Annotated in this window: 25 protein-coding genes and 1 pseudogene; 7 read left to right on the top strand and 19 right to left on the bottom strand. The window is 71.4% G+C overall.

What is annotated here, in order from left to right; genetic code table 11:
* The first annotated feature begins 603 nt into the window (after positions 1–603).
* The gene (locus tag ACZ4SA_RS14985) at positions 604–1,293 is read left to right on the top strand and encodes a recombinase family protein (RefSeq protein ID WP_468274049.1); all 690 of its coding nucleotides are present in this window, start codon (positions 604–606) and stop codon (positions 1,291–1,293) included.
* Between the two features lie 44 nt (positions 1,294–1,337).
* A pseudogene (locus tag ACZ4SA_RS14980) lies at positions 1,338–1,760 on the top strand (pyridoxamine 5'-phosphate oxidase family protein); the annotation flags it as partial.
* Between the two features lie 402 nt (positions 1,761–2,162).
* Here the strand turns inward: ACZ4SA_RS14980 and ACZ4SA_RS14975 are convergent.
* The 6 genes from ACZ4SA_RS14975 to ACZ4SA_RS14950 form a co-directional block, all read right to left on the bottom strand.
* Positions 2,163–2,708, bottom strand: a complete 546-nt coding sequence (locus tag ACZ4SA_RS14975) for an arginine repressor (RefSeq protein WP_356632605.1) — start codon at positions 2,706–2,708, stop codon at positions 2,163–2,165.
* 7 nt (positions 2,709–2,715) lie between these two features.
* The gene (locus ACZ4SA_RS14970) at positions 2,716–3,921 is read right to left on the bottom strand and encodes an acetylornithine transaminase (RefSeq protein ID WP_468274047.1); all 1,206 of its coding nucleotides are present in this window, start codon (positions 3,919–3,921) and stop codon (positions 2,716–2,718) included.
* On the bottom strand, positions 3,918–4,832 hold the full coding sequence (gene argB / locus ACZ4SA_RS14965; RefSeq protein ID WP_468274044.1) for an acetylglutamate kinase: 915 nt from the start codon (positions 4,830–4,832) through the stop codon (positions 3,918–3,920). Before argB ends, ACZ4SA_RS14970 begins: the two co-directional genes overlap by 4 nt.
* Entirely contained in the window at positions 4,829–5,980 is a 1,152-nt protein-coding gene (gene argJ / locus ACZ4SA_RS14960) for a bifunctional glutamate N-acetyltransferase/amino-acid acetyltransferase ArgJ (protein ID WP_468274042.1), read from the bottom strand. The genes argB and argJ overlap by 4 nt, the downstream gene beginning before the upstream one ends.
* Positions 5,977–7,005, bottom strand: coding sequence for an N-acetyl-gamma-glutamyl-phosphate reductase (gene argC / locus ACZ4SA_RS14955; protein WP_468274040.1), 1,029 nt, complete (start codon positions 7,003–7,005; stop codon positions 5,977–5,979). The genes argJ and argC overlap by 4 nt, the downstream gene beginning before the upstream one ends.
* 193 nt (positions 7,006–7,198) lie before the next feature.
* The gene (locus ACZ4SA_RS14950) at positions 7,199–7,603 is read right to left on the bottom strand and encodes a DUF5997 family protein (RefSeq protein WP_468274037.1); all 405 of its coding nucleotides are present in this window, start codon (positions 7,601–7,603) and stop codon (positions 7,199–7,201) included.
* Between the two features lie 58 nt (positions 7,604–7,661).
* On the opposite strand from ACZ4SA_RS14950, the gene ACZ4SA_RS14945 reads away from it, so the two are divergent.
* Positions 7,662–8,483 (top strand): LysR substrate-binding domain-containing protein, encoded by an 822-nt coding sequence (locus ACZ4SA_RS14945; protein WP_468274035.1) that lies wholly within the window; start codon positions 7,662–7,664, stop codon positions 8,481–8,483.
* Between the two features lie 76 nt (positions 8,484–8,559).
* Here ACZ4SA_RS14945 and ACZ4SA_RS14940 read toward each other — a convergent pair whose 3' ends face one another.
* Positions 8,560–9,135: a histidine phosphatase family protein gene (locus ACZ4SA_RS14940; RefSeq protein ID WP_468274032.1), complete on the bottom strand. Its 576-nt coding sequence runs from the start codon at positions 9,133–9,135 to the stop codon at positions 8,560–8,562.
* Positions 9,136–9,413: 278 nt separating this feature from the next.
* Positions 9,414–10,850, bottom strand: a complete 1,437-nt coding sequence (locus ACZ4SA_RS14935; RefSeq protein ID WP_468274030.1) for an aminotransferase-like domain-containing protein — start codon at positions 10,848–10,850, stop codon at positions 9,414–9,416.
* On the opposite strand from ACZ4SA_RS14935, the gene ACZ4SA_RS14930 reads away from it, so the two are divergent.
* Together ACZ4SA_RS14930 and ACZ4SA_RS14925 are read left to right on the top strand one after the other, a co-directional pair.
* A complete protein-coding gene (locus ACZ4SA_RS14930) occupies positions 10,849–11,745 on the top strand; it encodes a DMT family transporter (protein ID WP_468274027.1) in 897 nt (298 codons plus the stop codon). The genes ACZ4SA_RS14935 and ACZ4SA_RS14930 overlap by 2 nt on opposite strands.
* 109 nt (positions 11,746–11,854) lie before the next feature.
* Positions 11,855–12,046, top strand: a complete 192-nt coding sequence (locus ACZ4SA_RS14925; RefSeq protein WP_468274025.1) for a DUF1918 domain-containing protein — start codon at positions 11,855–11,857, stop codon at positions 12,044–12,046.
* Positions 12,047–12,063: 17 nt separating this feature from the next.
* On the opposite strand, the gene ACZ4SA_RS14920 is transcribed toward ACZ4SA_RS14925, so the two are convergent.
* Positions 12,064–13,329: a glycoside hydrolase family 10-like protein gene (locus ACZ4SA_RS14920; RefSeq protein ID WP_468274022.1), complete on the bottom strand. Its 1,266-nt coding sequence runs from the start codon at positions 13,327–13,329 to the stop codon at positions 12,064–12,066.
* A gap of 161 nt (positions 13,330–13,490) precedes the next feature.
* Between ACZ4SA_RS14920 and ACZ4SA_RS14915 the strand changes: the two genes are divergently transcribed.
* A complete protein-coding gene (locus ACZ4SA_RS14915) occupies positions 13,491–14,363 on the top strand; it encodes a 3-hydroxybutyryl-CoA dehydrogenase (RefSeq protein ID WP_468274019.1) in 873 nt (290 codons plus the stop codon).
* Positions 14,364–14,413: 50 nt separating this feature from the next.
* Here ACZ4SA_RS14915 and ACZ4SA_RS14910 read toward each other — a convergent pair whose 3' ends face one another.
* From ACZ4SA_RS14910 to infC, 9 genes are all read right to left on the bottom strand, one after another.
* Positions 14,414–14,944 (bottom strand): NUDIX hydrolase, encoded by a 531-nt coding sequence (locus ACZ4SA_RS14910; RefSeq protein ID WP_468274016.1) that lies wholly within the window; start codon positions 14,942–14,944, stop codon positions 14,414–14,416.
* Between the two features lie 51 nt (positions 14,945–14,995).
* Positions 14,996–16,333 carry a transcriptional regulator gene (locus ACZ4SA_RS14905; RefSeq protein ID WP_468274014.1) on the bottom strand — a complete coding sequence of 446 codons (1,338 nt, stop codon included), beginning with the start codon at positions 16,331–16,333 and terminating at the stop codon, positions 14,996–14,998.
* 652 nt (positions 16,334–16,985) lie between these two features.
* Positions 16,986–19,514, bottom strand: coding sequence for a phenylalanine--tRNA ligase subunit beta (gene pheT / locus ACZ4SA_RS14900; protein ID WP_468274011.1), 2,529 nt, complete (start codon positions 19,512–19,514; stop codon positions 16,986–16,988).
* Complete coding sequence (gene pheS, locus ACZ4SA_RS14895) at positions 19,514–20,656, bottom strand: phenylalanine--tRNA ligase subunit alpha (RefSeq protein ID WP_468274009.1); 1,143 nt, start codon at positions 20,654–20,656, stop codon at positions 19,514–19,516. Before pheS ends, pheT begins: the two co-directional genes overlap by 1 nt.
* 158 nt (positions 20,657–20,814) lie before the next feature.
* Positions 20,815–21,942: a sensor histidine kinase gene (locus ACZ4SA_RS14890; protein WP_468274007.1), complete on the bottom strand. Its 1,128-nt coding sequence runs from the start codon at positions 21,940–21,942 to the stop codon at positions 20,815–20,817.
* A 94-nt stretch (positions 21,943–22,036) separates the two neighbouring features.
* Positions 22,037–22,888, bottom strand: coding sequence for a TrmH family RNA methyltransferase (locus ACZ4SA_RS14885; protein ID WP_468274005.1), 852 nt, complete (start codon positions 22,886–22,888; stop codon positions 22,037–22,039).
* 379 nt (positions 22,889–23,267) lie between these two features.
* Positions 23,268–23,651 carry a 50S ribosomal protein L20 gene (gene rplT / locus ACZ4SA_RS14880; protein WP_018103794.1) on the bottom strand — a complete coding sequence of 128 codons (384 nt, stop codon included), beginning with the start codon at positions 23,649–23,651 and terminating at the stop codon, positions 23,268–23,270.
* Positions 23,652–23,751: 100 nt separating this feature from the next.
* On the bottom strand, positions 23,752–23,946 hold the full coding sequence (gene rpmI / locus ACZ4SA_RS14875; RefSeq protein ID WP_005319593.1) for a 50S ribosomal protein L35: 195 nt from the start codon (positions 23,944–23,946) through the stop codon (positions 23,752–23,754).
* 122 nt (positions 23,947–24,068) lie between these two features.
* A complete protein-coding gene (gene infC, locus ACZ4SA_RS14870; protein WP_468274003.1) occupies positions 24,069–24,722 on the bottom strand; it encodes a translation initiation factor IF-3 in 654 nt (217 codons plus the stop codon).
* Positions 24,723–25,075: 353 nt separating this feature from the next.
* Between infC and ACZ4SA_RS14865 the strand changes: the two genes are divergently transcribed.
* Complete coding sequence (locus ACZ4SA_RS14865; protein WP_468274001.1) at positions 25,076–25,462, top strand: DUF1844 domain-containing protein; 387 nt, start codon at positions 25,076–25,078, stop codon at positions 25,460–25,462.
* A gap of 15 nt (positions 25,463–25,477) precedes the next feature.
* Here the strand turns inward: ACZ4SA_RS14865 and ACZ4SA_RS14860 are convergent, their stop codons facing one another.
* Positions 25,478–26,221 carry an SseB family protein gene (locus ACZ4SA_RS14860; RefSeq protein WP_468273998.1) on the bottom strand — a complete coding sequence of 248 codons (744 nt, stop codon included), beginning with the start codon at positions 26,219–26,221 and terminating at the stop codon, positions 25,478–25,480.
* Positions 26,222–26,256: the final 35 nt, after the last annotated feature.

Below are 26,256 nucleotides of genomic sequence, written 5' to 3'. Positions count from 1 at the left end.
CCCTCCCCTTTTTCTCCTTTTTCTTTTCTTTCTTTCCTTCTCTTCCCCCTCCCCCCCCCACCACCCCCCACCAGCCCCTCTTCTCCTCCCCCCCCCCCCCCCCCCCCCCCCCCAAAGCCGTACCGGTCTCGAACTTCTATCTCAACTTCAGGACACGGTGCCGTACTGCGCACGCCCACCGCGGCGCTGACCTGCGGCGGTGCCTACCTCCTGCGACGCGCGTTCAGTTCGCCGCGGGTTCTTTCCTCGCGGGCTTTGTCTGCCGCAGGGCCGAACGGACTGGTGGACATCGACCTCACGCACCCCCTCATCTCACAAGAGTGAAGATGAGGATAGGGGTGCGGACGCCGAGCGAGTGAGCTGTGCACTCCTGGTGCCGGGGGGTACTTGCTCCTGGCGGCCGAGCGGAGAGTCATAGCCGTACCGGAGTCGACGATCCTGCCGTCAGCGTGTGCAGCCGCCTCCGGTCATCCGCGCAGCCCACTCCAGAAGCTGACAGAGGGCTCGCGGCCGGACCGGCACCGGATCATGCCCGTAAAACGGTGTCAGAAAGTCAGTGTGCTCAAGAACGTGGGTGGCACCCTTTTCTGTACGATCTCGCGGGTGCAGACACCCTCCGACGACGACACCGCCGATCTCCTCGCCCCCATCCCCGCCGTACGGACCGGCGCCCTCGTGGGGTACTCCCGCGTATCGACGAAGGGACAGTTGCTCGACCGGCAGATTCACGCACTCACGGAAGCGGGCTGTATTCGGATCTTCGCCGACAAGAAGTCCGGCAAGAACGCCGAGCGCGAGGAACTGTGGAAGGCGCTCGACTACCTGCGTGAGGGCGACACCCTCGTTGTCACGTCACTGGACCGGCTCGGCCGCTCCATCCAGGACCTCATCGCCATCGTCTCCGGCCTGCGCAAGCGTGGCATCGGCTTCACCTCGCTACACGAGGCGCTCGACACCACCACGCCGGGCGGACGCCTGGTCTTCCACGTGTTCGCCGCGCTCGCGGAGTTCATCCGGGAACTCATCGTGCAGGGCACCAACGAGGACCTGGACGCCGCCCGCGCCCGCGGCGCCCGGCTGGGCCGTCCGCCGGCCATGTCCGAGGAACAGGTGCGTCACGCCCGGGACCTGCTCACCCGCCCGGGAAACACCGTCACGTCCATCGCGAAGCTCCTGGGCGTCAGCAGGTACACGATCTACAAGTACGTACCCGAACTCAAGGGCGGACGGGTCGCACTCGCCGAGACGGACAGCACACCGATTCTGCCCCGGCCCGCACAGTCGGCGGAGTGATCAGATGCTAACGCTACATTCCGTTCCGATACTCCCCAAGGGACTACCTCGACTTCGGCGGCAGCGGCGCCGAAACCATCGCGCACCTCCGCGAGGAGGGGAACGGGCGCATCACGCTCATGTGGTGCGCGTTCTCCGGGCCCCCGCAGGTGGTGCGCGTCCACGGTCAGGGCGAGGCGGTCTTCCGGGACGACGCCCGCTGGGCCGAACTGATCGGCCTCTTCGAGAAGGTCGACGGTCCGGCAGCCCGGGCGATCATCGTGGTCCACGCCCGGCGCATCAGCCAGGTGTGCGGTTTCGCGGTGCCCTTCATGGACTACCGGGAGGAGCGGACCCAGCACGCGGAACACTTCGGGCGGAAGTCGGAGGAGGAGTTCGCGGCGTACTGCGAGAAGAAGGAGCACGTGGGCGTGAGCCTGGACGGCCTCCCGGCACTCCCGTTGCCACTGCCGGCGCGTACGGCCTGACCGGGGGCTCCTCCCCCGGGGACCCGCGCCTCACTCCGGCGGGCCGGGAACTTGGCCGTCCCGCCGGGGCTCGTCCGCCGGAAGCCGCGCCCGACGGTGCCGCCGGGGCGGGCCCCTGCCTGTCCCGTTGAGCCCTCCACCGGGCACCCGCGCCCAGCTCCGGCGAGGCGGGAACCTGCCCCGTCCCGTCGGGGCTGCCCGCACCCGGTGCCCCGAATGCCGGCGGGCCAGGAACTCGCCCGTCCCGCCGGGGCTCGTCCCCCAGGCGCCGGCGGGGGGCTTTCTGCCCGTCCGGCGTCATAGCGCGTCGCGCGGAGCGCGGTGTACCGGGGCCCCGGGCCGTGGCGGGGCCGGCACCTGGCCGGCGCGGGAAGGGGCGGAACCCGCCCCGCAATCCGCCCCCTACCGCCCGTTCTGCGCCAGCCGCAGCAAGTGGTCCGCCAGCGCCTGCCCACCCGCCGGGTCGCGGCTGATCAGCATCAGTGTGTCGTCGCCCGCGATCGTGCCCAGAATGTCGTGCAGCTCCGCCTGGTCGATGGCCGAGGCCAGGAACTGGGCCGCACCCGGCGGCGTGCGCAGGACCACGAGGTTGGCCGAGGCCTCCGCCGAAATCAGGAGCTCGCTGGAGAGGCGCCGCATGCGCTCCTCCTTCGCCGACTCGCCGAGCGGCGCCTGCGGGGTGCGGAAGCCGCCCTCGCTCGGCACCGCGTAGATCAGCTCGCCGCCGGTGTTGCGGATCTTCACCGCGCCCAGTTCGTCGAGGTCACGGGAGAGCGTCGCCTGAGTGACGTTCAGCCCGTTGTCCGCGAGAAGCTTCGCCAACTGGCTCTGCGAACGCACCGGTTGCCGGTTCAGGATGTCCACGATCCGGCGGTGGCGGGCCGTGCGGGTCTGCGGTACGGCGGGGCCGCCGTGCTCAGCGTGTTCGGGGTACCGCGCCTCTGTCATCGTCGTCTCATTCTCCGGATCGTCCTTCCCCGCCGCTCGCCTCGAGGATGCCGGGCAGCGCCCGGAGCAGGGCGTCCACCTCTTCGTCGCCCATGGTCAGCGCCGGCATGAGCCGTACGACATCGGAGGCGGGAGCGTTCACCAGGAAGCCGGCATCCTGAGCCGCCTGCTGCACCTTGGGTGCGAGGGGCTCGGTGAGCACGATACCCAGCAGCAGGCCGCTGCCGCGGACGTGGGAGACAAGCGGATGATCGAGGCCTTCGATTCCGTCGCGCAGTTTCTCGCCGAGCCGCTTGACCGAATCGAGTGCGCCGTCGGCGGCAAGGGTGTCGAGGACGGCGAGTCCGGCGGCGCAGGCGACGGGATTGCCGCCGAACGTGGAGCCGTGGTGGCCGGGCTTGAGCAGGTCGGCCGCCTTGCCGAAGACGACGGTGGCGCCGATGGGCAGGCCGCCGCCGAGCCCCTTGGCGAGGGTGACGATGTCCGGCTCGACACCCTGATGGGCCTGGTACTCGAACCAGTGCCCGGTCCGCCCGATGCCCGTCTGCACCTCGTCGAGCACAAGCAGCGTGCCAGTGGCCCGGGTGATCGCGCGCGCGGCCTCGAGGTAGCCCTTGGGCGGCACGACCACGCCGTTCTCGCCCTGGATCGGCTCGATGATCACGAAAGCGGTGTCCTCGGTGACCGCCGCCCGCAGCGCCTCGACATCTCCGTACGCGACGTGTGTGACGTCCGAGGGCAGCGGCAGGAACGGCCCCTGCTTGGCCGGCTGACCGGTGAGCGCGAGGGCTCCCATGGTCCGGCCGTGGAAACCGCCGGTGGTGGCAACCATGTGCCGACGACCCGTCAGCCGCCCGATCTTGAAGGCGGCTTCGTTGGCCTCGGCGCCGGAGTTGGCGAAGTAGACACGGCCAGGGCGGCCGAAGAGCTGGAGCAGCCGCTCGGCGAGCACGAGGGGCGGCTCGGCGACGTACAGGTTGGAGACGTGTCCGAGGGAGGAGATCTGGCGGGTGACCGCCTCGACGACGGCGGGGTGGGCGTGGCCCAGCGCGTTGACCGCGATACCGCCGACGAAGTCGGTGTACTCGGTGCCGTCGGCGTCCCAGACCTTGGTGCCGGCGCCGCGGACGAGGGACAGCTTCGGTGTGCCGTAGTTGTCGGTCATGGTGCTCTGCCACCGCTGGGCGAGCCGCTCGTTGCCGTTGCCGCTCATGCTTCCCCCTGTCCGTCCGGCACGACCATCGTGCCGATGCCTTCGTCGGTGAAGATCTCCAGCAGGATGGAGTGCTGCACCCGGCCGTCGATCACCCGGGCGGTGTTGACCCCGTTCCGTACGGCGTGCAGGCAGCCCTCCATCTTGGGGACCATGCCGCTGGAGAGGTCCGGCAGCAGCTTCTCCAGCTGGGTGGCGGTGAGCCGGCTGATCACCTCGTCGCTGTTGGGCCAGTCCTCGTAGAGGCCCTCGACGTCGGTGAGGACCATCAGCGTCTCGGCGCCCAACGCCGCAGCGAGTGCCGCAGCCGCCGTATCAGCATTGACGTTGTAGACATGTCCGTCGTCCTGTGAGCGGGCGATCGAGGAGATGACCGGGATCCGGCCGTCGGCGAGCAGCGCCTCGATGGCGCCGGCGTCGATCTCGGTGATCTCGCCGACCCGGCCGATGTCGACGAGCTCCCCGTCGATCTGCGGCTGGTGCTTGGTCGCGGTGATGGTGTGGGCGTCCTCGCCGGTCATTCCGACGGCGAGCGGTCCGTGCTGGTTGAGCAGGCCGACCAGTTCGCGCTGGACCTGCCCGGCGAGCACCATCCGTACGACGTCCATCGCCTCGGGGGTGGTGACGCGCAGCCCCGCCTTGAACTCGCTGACCAGGCCGTGTCGGTCGAGCGCGGCGGAGATCTGCGGGCCGCCGCCGTGCACGACGACCGGCTTGAGGCCGGCGTGACGCAGGAAGACGACGTCCTGGGCGAAGGCGGCCTTCAGCTCCTCGTCGATCATGGCGTTGCCGCCGAACTTGATGACGACGATCTTGCCGTTGTGCCGGGTCAGCCAGGGCAGCGCCTCGATGAGGGTCTGGGCCTTGGGCAGGGCGGTGTGCTTCCGGGTCGAGCTCTGGGAAGTGCTCATGAGCTGTACGCGCTGTTCTCGTGGACGTAGTCGGCGGTGAGGTCGTTGGCCCAGATGACGGCGGACTCGGACCCGGCGGCGAGGTCGGCGGTGATCTTCACCTCGCGGAAGCGCATGTCGACGAGGTCGCGGTCCTCGCCGACGGAGCCGTTCCTGCAGACCCAGACGTCGTTGATGGCGACGTTCAGCTGGTCGGGCTCGAAGGCGGCCCGGGTGGTGCCGATCGCGGAGAGCACCCGCCCCCAGTTGGGGTCTTCGCCGTGGATGGCGCACTTGAGGAGGTTGTTGCGGGCGATGGAGCGGCCGACCTCGACGGCGTCGTCCTCGGTGGCGGCGTTGACCACCTCGATGCGGATGTCCTTGCTGGCACCCTCCGCGTCGCCGATCAGCTGCCGGGCGAGGTCGTCGCAGACGGCCCGCACGGCTTCGGCGAACTCGTCGTGGGCCGGGACGACGCCGCTCGCGCCGGAGGCGAGCAGCAGCACGGTGTCGTTGGTGGACATGCAGCCGTCGGAGTCGACGCGGTCGAAGGTCTGCCGCGTGGCGTCGCGCAGGGCCGTGTCGAGGGCGGCGTGGTCCAGGTCGGCGTCGGTGGTGAGGACGACCAGCATGGTGGCGAGGCCGGGGGCGAGCATTCCCGCGCCCTTGGCCATGCCGCCGACGGTCCAGCCCTGCCCCTGCGCGACCGCGGTCTTGTGGACCGTGTCCGTGGTCTTGATGGCGATGGCGGCCTTCTCACCGCCGTGCTCGGAAAGCTGGGCGGCGGCCTGCTCGATGCCGGGGAGCAGCTTCTCCATGGGGAGCAGCACGCCGATCAGGCCGGTGGACGCGACAGCCACCTCGCCTGCGCTGTGGCCGAGAACGTCCGCGGCCTTCTCGGCCGAGGCATGGGTGTCCTGGAAGCCCTTGGGGCCCGTACAGGCGTTGGCGCCACCGGAGTTGAGCAGTACGGCGGTCACCTCACCCCCCTTGAGGACCTGCTCGCTCCACAGGACGGGAGCAGCCTTGACGCGGTTGGAGGTGAAGACGCCCGCGGCCGCGCGGCGGGGCCCCATGTTGACCACGAGGGCCAGGTCCGGGTTGCCGTTCGCCTTGATTCCGGCGGCGATGCCCGCTGCCGTGAATCCCTTCGCTGCGGTCACGCTCACGGCGCAACTCCAATCGTGGAAAGACCGGTGCTCTCGGGGAGTCCGAGGGCGATGTTCATGCTCTGCACCGCGCCGCCGGCGGTGCCCTTCGTGAGGTTGTCGATGGCGCTGATCGCGATGACGCGGCCGGCGTTCTCGTCGTACGCGACCTGGATCTGGACGGCGTTCGATCCGTAGACGGAGGCGGTGGCGGGCCACTGGCCCTCCGGCAGCAGGTGGACGAACTCCTCGTCGGCCAGCGCCTTCTCGTACGCGGCGCGTACGTCGTGCGCGGTCGCGCCCGGCTTCGCCTTGACGGAACAGGTGGCGAGGATGCCGCGGGCCATGGGGGCGAGGGTGGGGGTGAAGGAGACGCTGACCCGCTCCCCCGCGACCGCGCTCAGGTTCTGGATCATCTCGGGGGTGTGCCGGTGGCCGCCGCCGACGCCGTACGGGCTCATGGAGCCCATGACCTCCGAGCCGAGCAGATGCGGCTTGAGCGCCTTGCCGGCGCCGGAGGTTCCGGTGGCGGCGGTGATCACGGCCTCGGGTTCGGCGATGCCGGCCTGATAGGCGGGGAACAGCGCGAGCGAGACGGCGGTGGGATAGCAGCCGGGCACCGCGACACGCTTGGACCCCTCCAGCGCGGCGCGGGCACCCGGCAGTTCGGGCAGGCCGTAGGGCCAGGTGCCGGCGTGCTCGGAGCCGTAGAAGCTCTCCCAGTCGGCCGCGTCCTTCAACCGGAAGTCGGCGCCCATGTCGACGACGAGGACGTCGTCGCCGAGCTGCTCGGCGACGGCGGCGGACTGCCCGTGCGGCAGCGCGAGGAACACGACGTCATGACCGGCGAGCACCTCGGCGGTCGTCGGCCGGAGCACCCGGGCGGCCAGCGGCAGCAGGTGCGGCTGCAGCCCGCCGAGCGGCCGGCCGGCGTTCGAGTTGCCGGTCAGGGCGCCGATCTCGACCTGCGGGTGGGCCAGAAGCAGGCGGAGCAGCTCCCCGCCCGCGTACCCGCTCGCACCTGCTACTGCTGCTCGTACCGTCATCGAGTCCTCCTCATCGATGGCATGACTATACGCATCTTCGCAGTTTTATGCAATGAGGCTGGGGGCGGCATGGAGCGGTGCGGTCCGGCGGTCCGTAATGTCGCGAAGCCCCCGCGTCCGACATGGACGGCGGGGGTCTCGTGTTCCTGCTTGTACGGCTTTTTGCCTGTGCGACTGGATCCTGATCTCGGGGTCAGGGACGGGGCCGGTCGGGCTGGTCGGCTCGCGCCGCGTTCTTCTCCTTGATCCGCACCGCTTCCTTGCGGACCTCGGCCTGAGTGGCGCGCTCCTGCCGCAGCCACCCGGGGCACTCCGCCTTGAGCTCCTCGATCTGCCCGGTGGTGAGGGGCTCCGTCACTCCGCCACGGGCGAGACCCGAGATGGAGATGCCCAGCTTCGCCGCGACCACCGGCCGGGGGTGCGGGCCGTTGCGCCGGAGCTCCTGGAGCCACTCGGGCGGGTCGGCCTGCAGCGCACTCAGCTCGGCGCGCGAGACGACGCCCTCCTGGAACTCGGCGGGGGTGGCCTCGAGGTACACACCCAGCTTCTTCGCCGCGGTCGCGGGCTTCATTGTCTGGGTGGTCTGGTGCGACGTCATGGTGTCAAGGGTATCGAGCGTGTGCGCCACCTCCGACCACGACCGGTAACCTGGCGGCGTGACAGGCTCGGAAGTACCCCCTTCGTTCCGGCTGGCCTATGTTCCGGGCGTGACGCCGACCAAGTGGGTGCGGATCTGGAACGAGCGCCTGCCCGACATCCCACTGACGCTGGTCGCGGTGTCCGCCGCCGAAGCCACCGACGTGCTGCGCAGCGGCGACGCGGACGCGGGTTTCCTGCGGCTGCCGATCGACCGTACGGACTTCAGCGCGATCCCCCTCTACACCGAGACGACCGTCGTCGTGGTCCCGAAGGATCACGTGGTCGCGGCGGTCGACGAGGTCTCCGCGGCTGATCTCGCCGACGACGTCGTGCTCCACCCCCTCGACGACACCCTCGGCTGGGAGCGCCCTCCGGGACGGCACGCGAACGAGCGCCCCGCCACGACGGCGGACGCCGTCGAACTGGTGGCGGCGGGAGTGGGCCTGCTCGTGGTCCCGCAGTCGCTCGCGCGCCTTCACCACCGCAAGGACCTCACCTACCGTCCGGTGAACGACGCCCCCGAGTCGCGCGTCGCCCTGTCCTGGCCGGAGGACGAGACCACCGACCTGGTGGAGGACTTCATCGGCATCGTCCGCGGACGGACGGTCAACAGCTCACGGGGCCGCTCCCAGGCCACCGCCGCTGTGCAGCCGAAGGACAAGCGCGCGGATCCGGGCGGCGCACGGCGGAAGCCCGCCGCGGGCAAGACGGCCGGGGGCAAGGGGGCCGCGGGCAAGGCGGCAGGCAGGTCGGCGGGCAAAGCGGCCGGCCGGAATCCCCGGGGCGGGTCCGGCGGTCCCAAGGCAGGCAAGCGCGGCAAGCCCCGAGGCCGGTCGTAACCGACGCCGAGGAACCGGCGGAGGAGGGCCCCGTGCACGACGACCGGCTGCGCCTGGCGTCGTCCGATGGACGGGTTCAGGCCGCCGCTTCCAGCCGGAGGTTCCAGCGGCCGGGTGTGCCGGTCAGCGTCACCGTCGACAGCGGGCGGACGTCCACGTTCCAGTACATCGAGGGATGCGCCCGCAGCGCGTACACGAAGGCCGCCCGTACGACGGCGGGCTCGGCCACGGCGACGATGGAGCCCGCGGCGTCGGCGGGGCGGGTGTCCAGCCAGCCGCCTATGCGCGAGATGAACGCGAGCAGCGGTTCCCCGCCGTGCGGCGCGCTGCGCGGATCGGCGAGCCATGCGTCGACGGCGGCGGGTTCCCTGGCGGTGACCTCGGCGAGGGTGAGGCCGCGCCAGCGGCCCATGTCGCAGTCGCGCAGCGCGGGCTGGGCCAGCGGTGCGAAGCCGAGGGCGTCGCCGGTGGCCCGGCTGCGCGCGGTCGGGGAGCAGTAGCGCAGCTCGGCGGCGCTGAGCGGTACGAGGGCGTGGGCGGCGAGCTGCACCTCGTGCCAGCCTGCCTGGTCGAGGGGCCGGTCGTCGTCGAAACGCTCGGTGAGCAGCGAGGAGGTGCGCGCGGCGGCGACCAATGTGACCCGGACACTCATGGCGTGATGGTGCTGGCCAACGCCTCGCTGGTCAAGGGGTGGCCGACGGGGGCTGCCGGAAGGGGAGCGCCGGCGAGTCCTCGGGATTCGCGAGAACCGTGAAGCCGATCTTGTTGTGGACGCAGTCCCCGCCATCGGTGGTCAGGAGGGCCCCGCGCACGCCGAGCGGGCGGCGAGGTGGTCGCGGACGGCAGTGACGGGTACGGTGCCGAGCCCGCGGCCGCGGGCTTTCCGGCAGGCGGGGCGTGTCAGTGGAGGGCTTCGTCGCAGGCGGGGCGTCAGTGGAGGGCCTCGTCGCAGGCGACGCGCAGTCTGCGGACGCCTTCCGCGATCTCCGCGGGGCCTGCCACGCCCGCGAAGCTCAACCGGATGTGCCCGGCGGGCGGTTCGGCGCAGAAGTAGGGGCGGCCGGGGGCCACGGCGACGCCCGCGCGCAGGGCCGCGGCGACGAGGGTCGCCTCCTCCGCGCCGTCGGGCAGCCGCAGCCACAGGTGGTAGCCGCCGGAGGGGATACGGGGCAGGGCCAGTTCGGGCAGCTCGAGCCGCAGGGCCGCGGTCATGGTGTCCCGACGGGTCTTCAGTTCGTCCGCCACGGAGCGCAGATGGCGGCTCCACGCGGGTGCGCCGACCAGTTCGAGGGCAGCTTCCTGAAGGGGGCGCGGCACGAAGAAGGTGTCGACGACGTTGATGGCGCGCAGTCGTTCGAGGACTGGGCCGCGGGCGGCGAGCACCCCCACCCGCAGGCTGGGCGAGGTCGCCTTGGTGAGCGAGCTGACGTGGACGACGACGCCGTCGGGGTCGTCCGCGGCGAGCGGCGGCGCCGGCGTACCCGCGTCCGCGTGGACGAGCCGGCGGGCGAAGTCGTCCTCCACGACGAAGGCGCCGGCCTCGCGGGCGATGCGCAGGACATCGGTTCTGCGCCCGGGGGCGAGCACGGCGCCCGTCGGGTTCTGGAAGAGGGGCTGGCAGACGAGGACACGGGCGCCGGTGGCCCGGAAGGCGGCGGCGAGCAGGTCCGGCCGTACGCCGTCCGCGTCGACGGGCACCGGCACGGGCCTTTGGCCCGCGGCGCGGGCGATGGCGAGCATGCCCGGGTAGGTCGGCGACTCGACGAGGACGGGCGCGCCGGGCGGGGCGAGTGCGCGCAGCGCGGTGGTCAGTGCGGACTGGCCTCCCGCCGTGATCAGGACGTCGGCCGCGGTGACGGTGCCGCCGAGGCCGCGGGCGAACCATTCGCGCAGTTCGGGCAGGCCGTCGACGGGCGGGCGGCCCCACGCCCCGGGGCGGCGCCCGGCCCGTGCGAGGGCGGCGGCCATGGCGCGCTCCGGCTGCAGGGACGGATGCAGATAGCCGCCGTTGAACTCGACGACGCCGGGCGGCGGCGCGGCGAGGGTGACCAGTACCCCGGAGGCGTCGACGGCCCGCGGCACGATCTCGGTCGCGAAATCGGCGCTGAGGGAGACCTCCTGCCAGGAGGTGTCCGGGGCGGGCGGGGTGTCGGGGCGCTGCTGGGCACGGTAGGCGCCCGCGCCGGGCCGGGTGACGACGAGCCCTTCCGCGGCGAGTTGCGCGAGCGCGCGCGAGACGGTCACCGGGGACACCCGGTAGTACTCGACCAGGGCCCGACTCGAGGGCAGCTTTCCACCTGGCGGATAGCGGTTGAGCTCCCTTTTCAAGGAGGACGCCAATTCCGCTCCACTGCTACGCTCTTGCATGACAGCACAGGATAGCGCTACTCCCACCTCCACGATAGCGGTCAGCGGCGGCACCCTCCTCGCCGTACTGGGCGTCGTCGCCTTCTCGCTGACCTTTCCCTCCACGGTGTGGGGGTTGGAGAGCTTCGGCCCCTGGTCCCTGGTCTCCGTGCGCAGCGCGCTCGCCGCGGTGGTGGCCGGCACGTTCCTGCTGGCGATGCGCGTGCCGCTTCCCGAACGCCGCCACTGGTCCGGTCTCGCGACGGTCGCCGCGGGTGTGGTCGTGGGCTTCCCGCTGCTGACAACGCTCGCCCTGCAGACGTCCACGTCCTCGCACGCCGCCGTGGTCGTGGGCCTGCTGCCCTTGACCACCGCCGCTTTCGCGGCCCTGCGCACCGGCGGCCGGCCGTCGCGTACGTTCTGGGCGGCGGCGCTCGCGGGCGCCGCCGTGGTGATCGCGTTCACCGTGCAGCAGAGCGGCGGGGCGCTGCACGCCGGGGACCTGTATCTGTTCGGCGCGCTGCTGGTGTGCGCCGCGGGCTATACGGAGGGCGGCCGGCTCGCCCGGCGCATGCCGGGCTGGCACGTCATCGGCTGGGCGCTGATCCTCTGCCTGCCGCTCGCCCTCGCGGGCTCCGCGGTTGCGCTGGCGTACGAACCGGTCCGGCTCAGCGCCCACGGCGTCGTCGGACTGGTGTGGGTGGCCGCCGGGTCCACCTTCTTCGGCCTGTACCTCTGGTACCGCGGCATGGCCGAGATCGGCATCAGCAGGGCGAGCCAGCTCCAGCTCGCCCAGCCGCTGCTCACCCTGGTGTGGTCCGTGCTGCTCCTCGGCGAGTCACTCTCGCCCGCGGCGCCACTGGCGGCCGTCGCTGTCCTGGTGTGCATCGCGGTCACCCAGCGCGCCCGCACCTGATGCCGGCATACCGGGCGAAGGTGCGGCGGGCCGCCTCGGTCGTAGACTCGAACAGAAGCCCCGAAACGGACCAATGACACACCGAGCCTCTTCGAGGAGGTCACTCCCGATGCAAGCGAACGTGGGCGACACGCTGCTGGTGCACGGCCGGACCGTGGGCCAGCACGACAAGGTCGCCGAAGTCGTCGAGGTGCTGGGCCAGGAGGGCAATCCGCCGTTCCGCGTCCGCTTCGAGGACGGGCACGAGGCACTGATGTCCCCCGGACCCGACACCGTCGTCAGGCACCACGAGAAGACCTGAAGCTCACCGGCCGCACGTCAGGCGGGCGGCCGGACCCTGGTCGGGTAGTGATCCGCCACCACCGTGGTCATCGCCCCGAGTGGGTCCGCCACGACCTCCATCGCGGAGAAGAAGCAGTGGCCGCGCACCGCCGCGTACCTCTTGGCGTATGTGAGGTGCCGGGAGAGTTCCTCCGGGTTCTGCCATGCCTCCGGCTGGGTCGGCACGCCCACCTTGTACAGGGCCTCCCCGATGTAGAGGTCGACGCCGGTGCCGCTCGCCACATCCGCCCACCAGGGCACGAGCGCCGAGTAGTCCGCGGCGGGGAAGCCCATGTTCCAGTAGACCTGGGGGACGATGTAGTCGATCCAGCCCTCCTTGACCCAGTGCCGGGTGTCGGCGTGCAGATCGTCGTAGGTCTGCACGCCGGCCGCCGTACGGGAGCCGAGCGGATCCGTGGTGGCGTTGCGCCACACCCCGAAGGGGCTGATCCCGAAGCGGACGTGCTTCTTCGCCGCCTTGACGCGTGCCGACATCTCCCGCACGAGCCGGTTGATGTTGTCCCGGCGCCAGGCGGCCTTGTCGGTGAAACCGTCGCCGTACCGTGCGAAGGTCGCGTCGTCGTCGAAGACCTGGTCGGCGACGGGATACGGGTAGAAGTAGTCGTCGAAGTGGACCGCGTCGACGTCGTGGCGCACGACGGCGTCCATCATCGCGTCCTGGACGAACCGCCGGACCTCCGGGATGCCCGGGTTGTAGTAGAGCTTCCCGCCGTACGCGACGGTCCACTCCGGGTGCTGCCGGGCCGGATGGGTCTCGATCAGCCGTGACGGGTCCGTGTGATTGGCCACTCGGTAGGGGTTGAACCAGGCGTGCAGCTCCAAGCGGCGCCGATGGGCCTCGCGCACCGCAGTCCTGAGCGGGTTCCAGCCGGGATCCTGTCCCTGGACGCCCGTCAGGTACTGGCTCCACGGCTCATGCGGCGAGGGCCACAGGGCGTCCGCCGTGGGCCGGACCTGGAAAACCACGGCGTTCAGCCGGCGCTCCACGGCGGTGTCGAGGTACGCCAGCAGCTCCGCACGCTGCTGGGCGGCCGTCAGGCCCGGTCGCGAGGGCCAGTCGCGGTTGCCCACGGTGGCGAGCCACATGCCGCGGAACTCCCGCCTGGCCGCCCGTCCGCCACCCGAGCCCCGGGAGGCGGCATCGGACGCTGTGCGGGCGGCGGCCGCATCCCCGGTTGTCGCGAGGCCTGCGAGCGCCCCGGCCGCCGTGACCACGAACCCTCTTCTCCCGATAAGCCCCATACGTCCTCCCCTGTCGGGCTCGGTGTCAGCCGTCGTATCCGCAGAGCATGCCCGCCCCGGGGGCTCGAGCACCCAGGCATTCGGAGTAACGTCGGGGGGTCGGGCGGGCGCCGGAACCATACGGGGGACCTGCCGGCCGAAGGATCAGCGAAAGGCACGAGGTGACGGACTCAAAGGCCGACATTGCACGCGTCGGAGTGGTGGGTTGCGGTCAGATGGGCGCGGGCATCGCGGAGGTGTGCGCCCGTAGCGGACTCGAGGTGAAGGTGGCCGAGACCACGGGCGAGGCCCTGGAAATCGGTCGCACCCGGCTGTACAACTCCCTCTCCAAGGCCGCCGAACGCGGCAAGATCACGGAGGAGGAGCGCGACGCCACCCTGGAGCGGCTGAGCTTCACGACCGACCTCGGGGAGTTCGCCGACCGCGATCTCGTCATCGAGGCCGTCGTGGAGAACGAGCAGGTCAAGACCGAGATCTTCCAGGTGCTGGACCAGGTGGTGACCCGCCAGGACGCGATCCTCGCCTCCAACACCTCCTCCATCCCGCTGGTCAAGCTGGCCGTCGCGACCTCGCGGCCGGACCAGGTCATCGGCATCCACTTCTTCAACCCGGCTCCGGTGCAGAAGCTCGTCGAGCTGATCCCCGCGCTGACCACCTCCGAGGAGACGATCAAGCGCTCCGAGGCCGTGGTGCAGCAGGTGCTGGACAAGCACCCGATCCGCGCCCAGGACCGCTCGGGCTTCGTGGTGAACGCCCTGCTCATTCCGTATCTGCTCTCCGCGATCCGGATGTTCGAGTCCGGGATCGCCTCGCGCGAGGACATCGACAACGGCATGGAGATGGGCTGCGCCCACCCCATGGGCCCGCTGAAGCTCTCCGACCTGATCGGCCTCGACACGGTGGCCTCGGTCGCCGACAGCATGTACGCCGAGTTCAAGGAGCCGCTGTACGCCGCTCCCCCGCTGCTGCAGCGGATGGTGGACGCGGGCCGGCTCGGCCGCAAGACGGGCTCCGGGTTCTACCCGTACTCCTGACACACCGGGCCGCCGCCGGGCCGCAGGGTGTCGGTCGAGCCGGCCGGCGGTCAGCCGAGCCGCAGGTGGTGCAGCATCAGCAGCCCGGCCGCCATGTTGGCGGCCGGGACCTCGCCACGGGCGATCATGTCGGGCACCAGCTTCAGCGGTATCCACTCGCGGCGGGACGACTCGAAGTCGTCCTCGGGGTGGCCGATGTACGTGGCGTCGTCGGCCCAGTAGAGATGGTGGCGGGCGTCGGTGAGGCCGTTGGACGGCTCCACTGTCAACAGGTGCCGGAGGGGACCGGGTCGCCAGCCCGTCTCCTCCTCCATCTCCCTCGCCGCCGCGTCGGCGATGTCCTCACCGTCCTCGACGACGCCCGCCGCGAGCTCCCATCCCCAGCTGTCGGTGATGAAACGGTGCCTGAAGAGCATGAGCACCTCGTTGGCGTCGTTGACCGCGGTCGCGACGGCCACCGGCCGCAGCCGGATGAGGAAGTGGTCCAGATGCCGACCGTCGGGCAGCTCGACATCCGCGAGGTTGACTCTGAACCAGCGGTTCTCATAGATGGTTTGTTCGCTTAAGTTCGTCCACTGCACGTTTCTGCCACCTTCCGACAAGTCGATGGCAACATGGCAGCAGGAGCTCGGTCAGAGGGGAACGCGCAGTGCCCCGTCGATGAGTCCGGCCGCCTCGTCGGCGTCCGCGCAGCCGCTCGCCGCCAGGTGCCGGCGCACAGCCCGCAGCCGGTCCCGCAGACGCTGCGATTCCATCCCCCTGGCCCGCTCCACCATCTCCGCCGCCGTTCTCGCCGCCCGGTCCGCTTCGCCCTGCCGCAGCTCGATCTGGGTGAGCATGGCGAGCCGGTGGACCCGGCCGCGGTCGTGCGCCGGTGTGCCGACGGCGGCGGCCGCGTGCTCCCTGGCCGCCCCGAGGTCACCGAGACGGAGCAGCGCCTCCGCGACCTGAACGTTGACCAGCCCGGGCTGGACGTAGCCGGTCTCGTCCGGCTCGCTCCCCGGGCTGATCCGCTCCGCCTCCGACTCGGCGCGCCGGATGCAGGTGAACGCGCTCGGGCCGTCGCCGAGATGTGCGTACGCCTTGGCCTGCATCGCGTACAGGTCGGCGGCGAGCGCCGGGGTGAGCTGCCGGCCGGCGGACCGCAGCGCCGTCTCCGCGAAGGCGACCGCCTGCCGGTGCTCCGACATGAACAGCGACTGGTTGACCAGCAGCGCGATCACGTAGGCGCCCAGCCCCCGGTCACCGCTCGCCTTGGCCAGCCGCAACGCCTGGTGGAGATAGCGCTGGGCCAGGCCGTGCGCGTCGGAATCGTAGGCGCAGATGCCGGCCACCGACACAAGCCCTCCGGCGGCGCGGTGCAGTTGGCGGCCCAGCTCGTCGTCGTACGAGCCGCGCAGCAGCGGCGCCGTCTCCGCGTGGAGGAAGCCGACGATGCGCGAACGGGTCGCGATGCCGCCCGCCCTGCGGTACATCAGCTCGTAGTGCGCGCGGGCGGCCCGCAGCATCTCTACGTCGGCCATGCTGACGCTCGTCCGGCCGCTGCGGGAGACGTCCGCGTCCTCCGGCGGGTTCTCCCACTCCCACACCGGCATCACGGCGGGCGTGCCCGTGACCGCGGGAACCGTGATGGTGCGCGGCCGCTGCTGCTCGTCGAAACGCCACAGGGCGGTGGCGCGGTCGACGAACCCCGACAGCGACGAACCCTGCGGCGCGGCGCGCTGCGGCACGCCGAGACCGATGTCGTCGAGTGTGATCACACGGTGCAGCCGGCCCGCCAGCACCTCGCAGATCAGGTCGGGGACCTGGCCGCGCGGCCGCTGCCCTTTCAACCACCGTCCCACGGCGGTGTGTTCGTAACGCAGCGAGAGCCCTCTCGCCCGGCCCGCGTCGTTGACGCGCACGGCGAGGCCGGCGTGGGAGATGCCCGCCTCGTCGACCAGGGCGTCGAGCAGGGTGTTGGGCTGCATGGGCCCCCTTACGATGACTCGGTCAGCTCAGCGTAGTAGAGGCCGATTCGCACGGGGTGTGAAACAAGTGCGCTCTTCTGTGCCTTGCGTCCTCTCCCGCCGTGCGCGGCGTCGCTGTTGACTGAAGCGCCTCTCACAGAGGCGGCCGGGCCGCCGGCTCCCCCTCGTACAGTGCGGCGGCCCCATCTCGCGTCGTCCGTCCTGCTGATCTGCCCGACACTCCGCGGCAGGACGGGCGGCGCCGGCCGACGGCGGTCCCACCCCTGCCGGATGCCGCATGGCCGCGGAAGTCACTCCGGGTGGCTCTGTTCACGAGTTCCTCGTGAACAGAGCCACCCGGACGATCGATTGGAGGGTTGCGTTCGGGTACGGCGCAGACCGGCTTCCCCGGACTGCGCCGTACCCGTGCGCGGTCGTCGCGCAGCACGGGCTGCTCCATGTCGTCGACGATCCGGCCCTGAGGTGCGCCGCGGCAACTCCGCGTGTACGGACGCGATCTGACAGCTCCGAGCACGAGGCCGGAGAAGTGTCCCGGACGCGCCACGGGCGTCCGACGTTCCGTCGGGGTGCGGGAGCAGCGCCCGGTCCACGGCCGGACATGCATGTGGGGCGCGCCCCGGCCGAAGCCGGGGTGCGCCCCACACAGCGGACGTCAGGCGCCCCGCAACACCGCGCCGTGCCGCTCCGCCGCCAGCGCCACCGCCGCGTCCCGCGCGGCCGTCGCCTCATCGACCGTCAGCGTCCGGTCCGGCGCGCGGAAGCGCAGCGCGTACGCCAGGGACTTGCTGCCCTCGCCGATCTGCTCACCGGTGAAGACGTCGAACAGCCGGAGGGACTCCAGCAGTTCGCCCGCGCCCTCGCGCAGGGCGGTCTCCACGTCGGCAGCGGCCACGTCGTCCGCGACGACGAGCGCGACGTCCTGCGTCGCCACCGGGAAGGTCGAGATCCGCGGTGCCTGGACGGCACCTTCGGCCGCCCGCTCCAGGACGTCGAGTTCGATCTCCATCGCGCAGGTGCGGTCCGGCAGGTGCAGCGCCTTGACGACCCGCGGGTGCAGCTCACCGGCGTGACCGACAAGCGTCTCCTCGCCGTCGACCGTCGCGTAGAACGCGGCGCAGCGGCCGGGGTGCCAGGGCGCGTGCTGATCGGCGCGGACGGTCAGTTCGACGCCGGCCTCGCGGCCGAGCAGCCGGCCGGCCTCGACCGCGTCGGCCCAGCCGGCCGGACGGCCCTCGCCCCACCAGCCACCGAGTTCACGGGCGCCCGCGAGGACGACCGCGGCGCGGTGCGGCTGACGCGGCAGCGCGGCGTCGAGTCCGGCGATCTCCTCGTCGGTGGGACGGCGGTCGACGGGCAGGCGCACGGCGCGCCCCTCCTCGCCGGTGGGCCGGAAGACGAGACCGGTCTCGAAGAGCGCCAGGTCGTGGCTGCCGCGCCCGTCGTTGCGCCGCAGGGCGCCGAGGAGGCCGGGCAGCAGCGTGGTGCGCAGCGCGGGCTCCTCGTCGGAGAGCGGGTTGACGAGCTTGACCAGACGACGGCGGTCGTCGTCCGCCTCCAGGCCGAGCTGGTCGAGGACCTGCTCGCCGATGAAGGGGTAGTTCGGCGCCTCGACGTAGCCGGCGCCGGCCAGCGCGCGGCCGACGCGGCGATGCAGCCGCTGGCGTGCGGTGAGGCCGCGGCCGGACGGCGGCGTGGGAAGCGTCGAGGGGAGGTTCTCGTAGCCCTCGAGCCGGATGACCTCTTCCGCGAGGTCGTTCGGCTCCGCGAGGTCGGGCCGCCACGACGGGACGGTGACGACGAGCTCGTCCTGGCCGACGACGTCGCAGCCGACCTCCTGGAGCCGTCGCACGACGGTCTCGCGGCCGTAGGCGACACCCGCGACGCGGTCGGGGTGGTCCGCCGGCATGGTGATCGTCCGGGGGGCGCGGGGCGCGACGACCTCGGTGACCCCGCCCTCCGCCGTACCGCCGGCGAGCAGCACCAGCAGGTCGACGGTGCGCTGCGCGGCGGCAGCGGCGGCCTGCGGGTCGACGCCGCGCTCGAAGCGCTTGGACGCCTCGGAGACCAGCTTGTGGCGGCGCGCGCTGCGGGCGATCGAGATCGGGTCGAAATGCGCGGCCTCGATGACGACCTCGGTGGTGCCTGCGATCCGGCCGGTTTCCGGGTCGGGGGTGGCGTCGGCGATCTCGGTGTTCGCGCCGCCCATGACGCCCGCGATGCCGATGGGCCCGCGGTTGTCGGTGATGACGAGGTCCTCGGCGTCGAGGACGCGCTCGGTGCCGTCGAGGGTGGTGAGCTTCTCCCCCGGCTCCGCGCGCCGCACTCCGATCGGCCCGTCGAGGCGGGAGCGGTCGTAGGCGTGCAGCGGCTGGCCGAGCTCGAGCATCACGTAGTTGGTGATGTCGACGGCGAGCGAGATCGGGCGCATCCCGGCCTTCTGCAGGCGGCGCTGCAGCCAGATCGGGGAGCGGGCCTCGGGCTCGAGACCGACGACGGTGCGCGCGGTGAAGCGGTCGCAGCCGATCGGGTCGGAGACCTTGACGGGGTAACCGTACGAGTTGGCGCCGGGGACGTCGAGCAGCGCCGGGTCCCGCAGCGGCAGGCCGTAGGCGGTGGCGGTCTCTCGGGCGACGCCGCGCATCGAGAGGGCGTAGCCGCGGTCGGGCGTGACGGCGATGTCGAGCACCTCGTCGACGAGCTCGAGGAGCTCGATGGCGTCGGTGCCGACCTCGTGCTCGGGCGGCAGCACGATGATGCCGCCGCTCCCGTCGTCGCCCATGCCGAGCTCGTCGCCGGAGCAGATCATGCCGTGGGACGTCCTGCCGTACGTCGTGCGGGCGGCGATCGCGAAGTCGCCGGGCAGCACGGCGCCGGGGAGGACCACGACGACCTTGTCGCCGACGGAGAAGTTGCGGGCGCCGCAGACGATCTCCTGCGGCTCGCCGGTGCTGTTGGCCCGGCCGACATCGACGGTGCAGAAGCGGATGGGCTTCTTGAACTCCGTCAGCTCCTCGATGGTGAGGACCTGGCCGACGACGAGGGGGCCCTTGAGCCCGGCGCCGAGGTGCTCGACGGTCTCGACCTCGAGCCCGGCGGCGATGAGCTTGGCCTGGACGTCACGGCCGGTCTCGGTCGCTGGCAGGTCGACGTACTCCCGCAGCCAAGAAAGCGGGACCCGCATCAGATCTCCATCCCGAACGGCCGGGTGAACCGGACGTCACCCTCGACCATGTCTCGCATGTCTTCGACGTTGTGGCGGAACATCAGCATCCGCTCGATGCCGAACCCGAAGGCGAATCCGCTGTACTTACTGGGGTCGACGCCGCAGGCGGTCAGCACCTTCGGGTTGACCATGCCGCAGCCGCCGAGCTCGATCCAGCCCTCGCTGGAGCAGGTCCGGCAGGGCCGGTCCGCGTTGCCCACGGACTCGCCGCGACAGACGTAGCAGAGCATGTCCATCTCGGCGGACGGTTCGGTGAACGGGAAGAAGTTCGGCCGGAGCCTGGTCTTCATGTCCGCGCCGAAGAGCGCCTGGACCATGTGGTCGAGGGTGCCCTTGAGATCGGCCATGGTCAGACCCTCGTCGACCGCGAGCAGCTCGATCTGATGGAAGACGGGGGTGTGCGTGGCGTCCAGCTCGTCCGTACGGAACACCCGGCCGGGGCACACCACGTAGACGGGCGGCTCACGGCGGAGCAGGGAGCGGGCCTGCACCGGGGACGTGTGGGTGCGCAGCACCACACCGGACTCCTCGCCGGAGCCCCCGGCCCGGGAGGCGTCGCCGGGCGCCTGGACGAAGAAGGTGTCCTGCATCTGCCGGGCCGGGTGGTCGGGCGTGAAGTTGAGGGCGTCGAAGTTGAACCACTCCGCCTCGACCTCGGGGCCTTCCGCGATCTCGTACCCCATCGACACGAAGATGTCGGCGACCCGCTCCATCATCGTGGTCAGCGGGTGGCGGGCACCGGCCGGCACGCGGTCGTAGGGCAGCGTGACGTCGACCGACTCCTCCACGAGCACCCGGGCGTCACGCTCTGCCTCGAGTTCGGCCTGGCGGGCGGCGAGCGCCCTGCCGACGGCGGCGCGGGCCTGGCCCACGCGCTTGCCGGCCTCGGCCTTGGCCTGCGGCGGCAGTGCGCCGATCTCGCGGTTGGCGAGAGAGAGCGGCGAGGTGCCGGAGGTGTGCGCGGACTTCGCGTGGGCGAGCGCCTCGAGGGAGTCTGCGGCGGCGAAGGCGGCGAGCGCCTCGTCCCGCATGCGCTCGATCTCATCCGGTTTCAGTGCCTCGACCTCAACAGGGTCGTACGACTTATTGGGTGCGGACATCTCTTCCCGTACTTCCGATGGGCTGGCTGGGGACCCCGCACGTCGACCAAGGACGACCGAGGACGCAAAGGTGCCAAAAGTCGAGTCTAACGGGGTGTGGAGCGGCGAATGAGCCCGCGGGCTGCTCGGGCGGTCCCTGCGCGGTCCGGGACGGACCGCTACTGGAGATACGCCGGGGCGCCGACGGGCAGGATAAATCGGAACTCGGCACCGCCGCCGGGTCCCCGGCCGACGATGATCGTCCCGCCGTGCGCCTCGACGATGCCCTTGACGATGTAGAGGCCGAGGCCGGTGCCGCCCCGCTTGCTCCCCCGCCAGAAGCGGGTGAAGACCCGTCCCATCGACTCCTCCGGAATGCCGGGGCCCTCGTCGCTGACGGTGACGGCGGTGCCGGCAACGCTCCGCTCACGCGGCGGGGACGAAGGCGCTATGTCGATGGTGACAGTTCCCTCTCCGTGCCGCACCGCGTTTTCCAGCAGGTTGCCCAGCACCTGGTCGATCTTGTCAGGATCGGCCCACAGGTCGGGCAGCGGCCCGCTGACGTGGACACGGAAGCGGTCCGGGGCCTGCCCCGCCGCCACGTGGGCCTCGACGTGTCGGCGCACGGCGGCCTTGAGGTCGACGGGCTGGCGTCGCACCTCGAGCCGTCCCGAGTCGATACGGGAGATGTCCAGGAGCTCGGCGATGAGGCGCGTGACCCGGTTGGCGTCGGCGTCGACGGTCTCCAGCATCAGCCGCTTCTGGTCGTCGGTGAACCTCTCCCATTTGGCGAGCAGCGTCGCCGTGAAGCCCTTGACGGAGGTCAGCGGGGAGCGCAGCTCGTGAGCGACGGTCGCGATCAGTTCCGCGTGGCTGCGTTCGGTACGACGCCGGGCCTCGGTGCCTCGCAGGCTGACGACGAGCCGGCGCAGCGGCCCGGTGGGCACGTCGCGGACGTAGCGGGCGGAGACGAGGACCTCACGGCCACCGGGCAGCAGCAGATTGCGCTCGGGCTGGCCGACCCGGGTGGCGAGCCCGCCGTAGGGGTCGGTGAGGGTCCACCAGCGGCGGCCCTTGAGGTCCTCGAGCGGCAGCACGCGCTCCAGGCGCCGTCCGATCGCATCGGCCCTGGCGACGGCGGTGATGCGTACGGCGGCCTGGTTGAAGCAGACGACACGGCCGTTCTCGTCGGCAACGACCAGGCCGTCGGGGAGGTCGTCGGGGTCGAAGCCGGGCTCCTCGGGGCTGCCGGAGCGGCCCAGGAAGCTCTCCTGTGCCTGTGTCGGCCTGCTGGTCCCGACCGTCATCCCCGTACCCCACCTTCCGCCGACGCAGTGGGCCCCCGAGTGCGTCACCCTACTAGCTCAAAGTGACGTCGCCGACCCCCTGAGCGAGTGGTCCTCAGGTGGCCGGGGTGGCCTTGGCCCGTGAGCGCTGGGCGCGCGCAGAGGCGTAGAGACATACGGCCGCGGCGGTCGCGAGGTTCAGGCTTTCTGCCTTCCCGTGGATCGGAACGCGTACGACGGCATCGGCGAGCGCACGGGTCTCCTCCGGCAGGCCCCATGCCTCGTTGCCGAAGATCCAGGCGGTGGGACCGCCCATGGTTCCGGCGTCGAGCTCGTCGTCGAGGTCGTCCTCGCCCGCCCCGTCGGCGGCGAGGACGCGCACGCCCGCGTCCCGCAGCCCCTGGACGGCCTGCTCGACGGGCACGCCGACGGCGACCGGCAGGTGGAAGTGCGAACCGACGGACGCGCGGACGGACTTGGGGTTGTAGAGGTCGACGGACGCGTCGGTGAGGATCACGGCGTCCGCTCCGGCTGCGTCGGCGCAGCGCAGCACGGTGCCGGCGTTTCCGGGGTCGCGTACGTGGGCGAGTACGGCGACGAGCCTGGGCCGGGCGGCCAGGATCTCCTCGAACGGCGAGTCGAGGAACCGGCAGACGCCGACGAGTCCCTGCGGGGTGACGGTCTGGGAGACCTCCGCGAGCACGGTGTCGGCGGCGTGGTGGACGCGGGCTCCGGCGGCACGGGCGGCATCGACGATGTCGGCGTGGCGCTCGGCGGCCTCGACGGTGGTGAACAACTCGACCAGGGTCGACTCCCCGCCGGGCCCCCGGTGCGCGACGGCCTCCCGCACGGCCTGCGGCCCCTCGGCGATGAACAGGCGGTCCTTCCCCCGGAAGTTCCGCTTGGCGAGCCGCCGCGCGGCGGCGACACGCGGCGAACGGGGCGAGATCAGCTCGGGGGTCGGCATGCTGTTCGTCGTCTCTCTCACTGGGGTTCCGGATGGCGGTCGGGCCGGCGCGGGCGTTCCGATCCGTGCCGGTGGGCGCTTGCGGCCCGCGCCGGGCGTGGGCGGGCCGGCGGCCTGTCCGACCTGTCCGGCCTGTCCGGCCTGTCCGGCCTGTCGGCAAGCGCCCGGGGGGCCGGGCTTGCTACGGGTCGGAGCCGGGACCGGCCGGCCAGGACGGTCTGCCCGGCGGCCCGCCGACGGTCGTCGTCCCCGCGAACCGGGCCGCGGGGCCCTACCCGGAGGCCTCGGGGGCCCGAGGGGCGGAACCCCCGGAATCCACCGAACGCACCGGACCCGCAGGCCGAAACGGCCTGCGGGTCCGGTCGGCTCGACGCAGGCGTCAGGCAGCCTTGGGCGCGTTGACGTCGCTCGGGAGCGCCTTCTGCGCGACCTCGACGAGCGCGGCGAACGCGTTGGCGTCGTTCACGGCGAGCTCGGCCAGGATCTTGCGGTCCACCTCGATGTTGGCGGCCTTCAGACCCTGGATGAGGCGGTTGTACGTCATGCCGTTCTGGCGGGCAGCGGCGTTGATGCGCTGGATCCACAGCTGACGGAAGTCGCCCTTGCGCTTCTTGCGGTCGTTGTAGTTGTAGACCAGGGAGTGGGTGACCTGCTCCTTGGCCTTGCGGTACAGGCGCGAACGCTGACCGCGGTAACCGCTGGCCTGCTCGAGGATCGCCCGGCGCTTCTTGTGGGCGTTGACTGCCCGCTTGACGCGTGCCACTTGTTAACTCCTTGTAGCGGGGCCGTGGTTGCACTCACACGGCCCGGAAACGAATTGGTCCCGGTCTCGGCGTGTGTCCCCCGTCAGGAGGACACGCACGTCACTTGCCGAGAAGCTTCTTGATGGTCTTCGAGTCGCCCGGGGCCATCTCGGCGTTGCCGGTCAGGCGGCGCGTCAGCTTGGACGGCTTGTGCTCGAGCAGGTGGCGCTTGCCGGCACGCTCACGGAGCACCTTGCCGGAGCCGGTGATCTTGAAGCGCTTCTTGGCACCGCTGTGCGTCTTGTTCTTCGGCATCGCGCCGTTATCTCCTCGTCAGTGGCGCTCCCCCGGTGCGGACACCGGACTGCGGGAGCGTCAGATCTTGGTTATGGGTTCCGGGCCGGACCCGGGGCCGCCTGGCCGGCAGCCCCCTTGGGTCACGCCTCGGAGGATGTGTCGGCCGGAGTGTCGGAGCCCTGGTCCTGATCCTGCGGGCCCTGGCGTTCCGCCTTGCGTGCGGCCTGGGCCTCACGGGCCTCGGCCATCGCCTCGGTCTTCTTCTTGTGCGGACCAAGAACCATGATCATGTTCCGGCCGTCCTGCTTCGGGTTCGACTCGATGAAGCCGAGGTCCTCTACGTCTGCGGCGAGACGCTGCAGCAGACGGAAGCCAAGCTCGGGGCGGGACTGCTCACGACCACGGAACATGATCGTGATCTTGACCTTGTCACCCTGCTTGAGGAACCGGACGACGTGACCCTTCTTGGTGTCGTAGTCGTGCGGGTCGATCTTCGGCCGGAGCTTCATCTCCTTGATGACCGTGTGCGCCTGGTTCTTGCGCGCCTCACGGGCCTTCATGGCCGACTCGTACTTGAACTTCCCGTAGTCCATGAGCTTGCACACGGGCGGACGGGCGTTCGCCGCCACCTCGACGAGGTCGAGGTCGTACTCCTGAGCAAGCTCAAGGGCCTTGGCAAGCGGAACAATCCCGACCTGCTCGCCGCTGGGACCGACAAGTCGCACTTCGGGAACGCGAATCCGGTCGTTGATGCGGGGCTCGGCGCTGATGGATCCTCCTAAGTAGCACCACACGGATGTCTGGCAGACAGCCGCGCATACGTCTGTTTCCTCAGACCAACCGCACGGAGACGTCAAAAAGGCCCCGACGGGACACAGGCGGCAGCTCCTCGAAACCGGAGCACCGCCGCGGTCAACCGCGGGGCGCGCATCGGGCGACCTCCATCGTCCGTACGGAACGATGGGCGCCGCCTGACCGGTGACCCGCCGCCCGTCGAGGCGGCCAGGTGGGAGATCGGAGCCTCCACTTGTGGGCTGAGCACGTAGGTGAACAGCCGGTCGTCACACAAGGTTAGCAGCTCCCGGGGGCCGGGGCTAACCGGCGGCCGGGGAGGGTGCGGGAGCGGCGGGGCCATATCGTGTGCGTCATGAGTGACGCGACCACCCCCAGCTCCCCCGGCGACTCCCCCGACAGCGGATCGCCCGACTTCGACGCCATGACCCGCGACATCGCGGAGGTCCCCGCCGTCGAGGTGATCGTCACGGTCGCGGTGAACCTGATGAGCGCGGCCGCCGTCAAGCTCGGCCTCACCGAGGACGCCGAGGACCACAAGGACCTGGACGAGGCCCGCAAGCTGGTCCACGCCCTCGCCGGGCTGCTGGACGCGAGCACGACCGAGATCAGCTCGTTCCACGCGGCGCCCCTGCGCGACGGTCTGAAGTCGCTGCAGCTGGCGTTCCGTGAGGCGTCGCTGGTGCCGGACGACCCGGGCCAGGGCCCCGGCGAGAAGTACACCGGCCCGGTCTACGGCTGATCCACTGATCCGGCCTCAGTCGGTTGCCTTGACGTGAAGGGGCTCGCCGGGAGGCGTGGTCCCGGCCGGCAGGAATGCCAGGTCGAGACCCCGCACCAGGCGGGCCCTCAGTACGTCGTCGGCCGCCAGGGCCTGCGCGACCCGGCGGCCGGCCCCCGACGGGGCCTCGTCCGCGGCGAGCACCAGCGCGAGCGTGCCGTCCGAGTCCCGGCCCGCACCGAGGTGGGCCCGCAGCACCGCGGGCTCCGCGGCGACCACGGCACGCACCGCCTCGGTCACCGCGGGGTCGGCGAGCGGGTCGGTGCTGGTGCGGCCCTCGGCGAGAGCGAGCAGCGCGGGGCCGGTCAGCTGGTAGGGGACGGGCCCGGCCAGATCGATCACGACCGTGTCGGCCTTCTCATGGGCTGCGGCCTGCAGGGCCTGGTGCAGAGGCACGGCGACGGGGCGTGCCTCGGGGTTCCAGCGGGCGAGCGACGCGATCGAGGTGAAAGCGGGCAGGGCGCGGCGCGAGCCGGCCGCCAGCGTCGGCACGGCCATGTCGCTGGTCTTCTCGCGCCGCAGGCCGGTCTCCTCGTCCTCCTCGACCTCGCCGAGGACGGCGACGACGGGGACCAGGAGCCGGGCGCCCCGAAGCGCCTCGAGAACCGGCTGCTCGGCGGTGCTGTCCTCGGACCAGGCGGCGAGTGCCGCCTCGAGGGCCGGGTCGGCGGTGCCGTCGTCGTCGGAGAAACCGGAGTCGGGAATGTTCTTGAGCGCCACGCGAAGAGCCTAACGTTCTGTTCGCACCGCTCCGT

The sequence above is a fragment of the Streptomyces sp. NPDC027962 genome (assembly GCF_055566095.1).
Note: the sequence above shows the minus strand (reverse complement) of the source record. Positions and strands in the feature narration are given on the sequence as shown.

What these genes read in the sequence shown, in the direction of transcription:
- ACZ4SA_RS14975 (WP_356632605.1), bottom strand. Translation starts at nt 2,708, where the DNA reads ATGACAGAGGCGCGGTACCCCGAACACGCTGAGCACGGCGGCCCCGCC.
- ACZ4SA_RS14970 (WP_468274047.1), bottom strand. Translation starts at nt 3,921, where the DNA reads ATGAGCGGCAACGGCAACGAGCGGCTCGCCCAGCGGTGGCAGAGCACC.
- argB (WP_468274044.1), bottom strand. Translation starts at nt 4,832, where the DNA reads ATGAGCACTTCCCAGAGCTCGACCCGGAAGCACACCGCCCTGCCCAAG.
- argC (WP_468274040.1), bottom strand. Translation starts at nt 7,005, where the DNA reads ATGACGGTACGAGCAGCAGTAGCAGGTGCGAGCGGGTACGCGGGCGGG.
- ACZ4SA_RS14950 (WP_468274037.1), bottom strand. Translation starts at nt 7,603, where the DNA reads ATGACGTCGCACCAGACCACCCAGACAATGAAGCCCGCGACCGCGGCG.
- ACZ4SA_RS14940 (WP_468274032.1), bottom strand. Translation starts at nt 9,135, where the DNA reads ATGAGTGTCCGGGTCACATTGGTCGCCGCCGCGCGCACCTCCTCGCTG.
- ACZ4SA_RS14930 (WP_468274027.1), top strand. Translation starts at nt 10,849, where the DNA reads ATGACAGCACAGGATAGCGCTACTCCCACCTCCACGATAGCGGTCAGC.
- ACZ4SA_RS14935 (WP_468274030.1), bottom strand. Translation starts at nt 10,850, where the DNA reads ATGCAAGAGCGTAGCAGTGGAGCGGAATTGGCGTCCTCCTTGAAAAGG.
- ACZ4SA_RS14925 (WP_468274025.1), top strand. Translation starts at nt 11,855, where the DNA reads ATGCAAGCGAACGTGGGCGACACGCTGCTGGTGCACGGCCGGACCGTG.
- ACZ4SA_RS14920 (WP_468274022.1), bottom strand. Translation starts at nt 13,329, where the DNA reads ATGGGGCTTATCGGGAGAAGAGGGTTCGTGGTCACGGCGGCCGGGGCG.
- ACZ4SA_RS14905 (WP_468274014.1), bottom strand. Translation starts at nt 16,333, where the DNA reads ATGCAGCCCAACACCCTGCTCGACGCCCTGGTCGACGAGGCGGGCATC.
- pheT (WP_468274011.1), bottom strand. Translation starts at nt 19,514, where the DNA reads ATGCGGGTCCCGCTTTCTTGGCTGCGGGAGTACGTCGACCTGCCAGCG.
- pheS (WP_468274009.1), bottom strand. Translation starts at nt 20,656, where the DNA reads ATGTCCGCACCCAATAAGTCGTACGACCCTGTTGAGGTCGAGGCACTG.
- ACZ4SA_RS14890 (WP_468274007.1), bottom strand. Translation starts at nt 21,942, where the DNA reads ATGACGGTCGGGACCAGCAGGCCGACACAGGCACAGGAGAGCTTCCTG.
- ACZ4SA_RS14885 (WP_468274005.1), bottom strand. Translation starts at nt 22,888, where the DNA reads ATGCCGACCCCCGAGCTGATCTCGCCCCGTTCGCCGCGTGTCGCCGCC.
- rpmI (WP_005319593.1), bottom strand. Translation starts at nt 23,946, where the DNA reads ATGCCGAAGAACAAGACGCACAGCGGTGCCAAGAAGCGCTTCAAGATC.
- ACZ4SA_RS14865 (WP_468274001.1), top strand. Translation starts at nt 25,076, where the DNA reads ATGAGTGACGCGACCACCCCCAGCTCCCCCGGCGACTCCCCCGACAGC.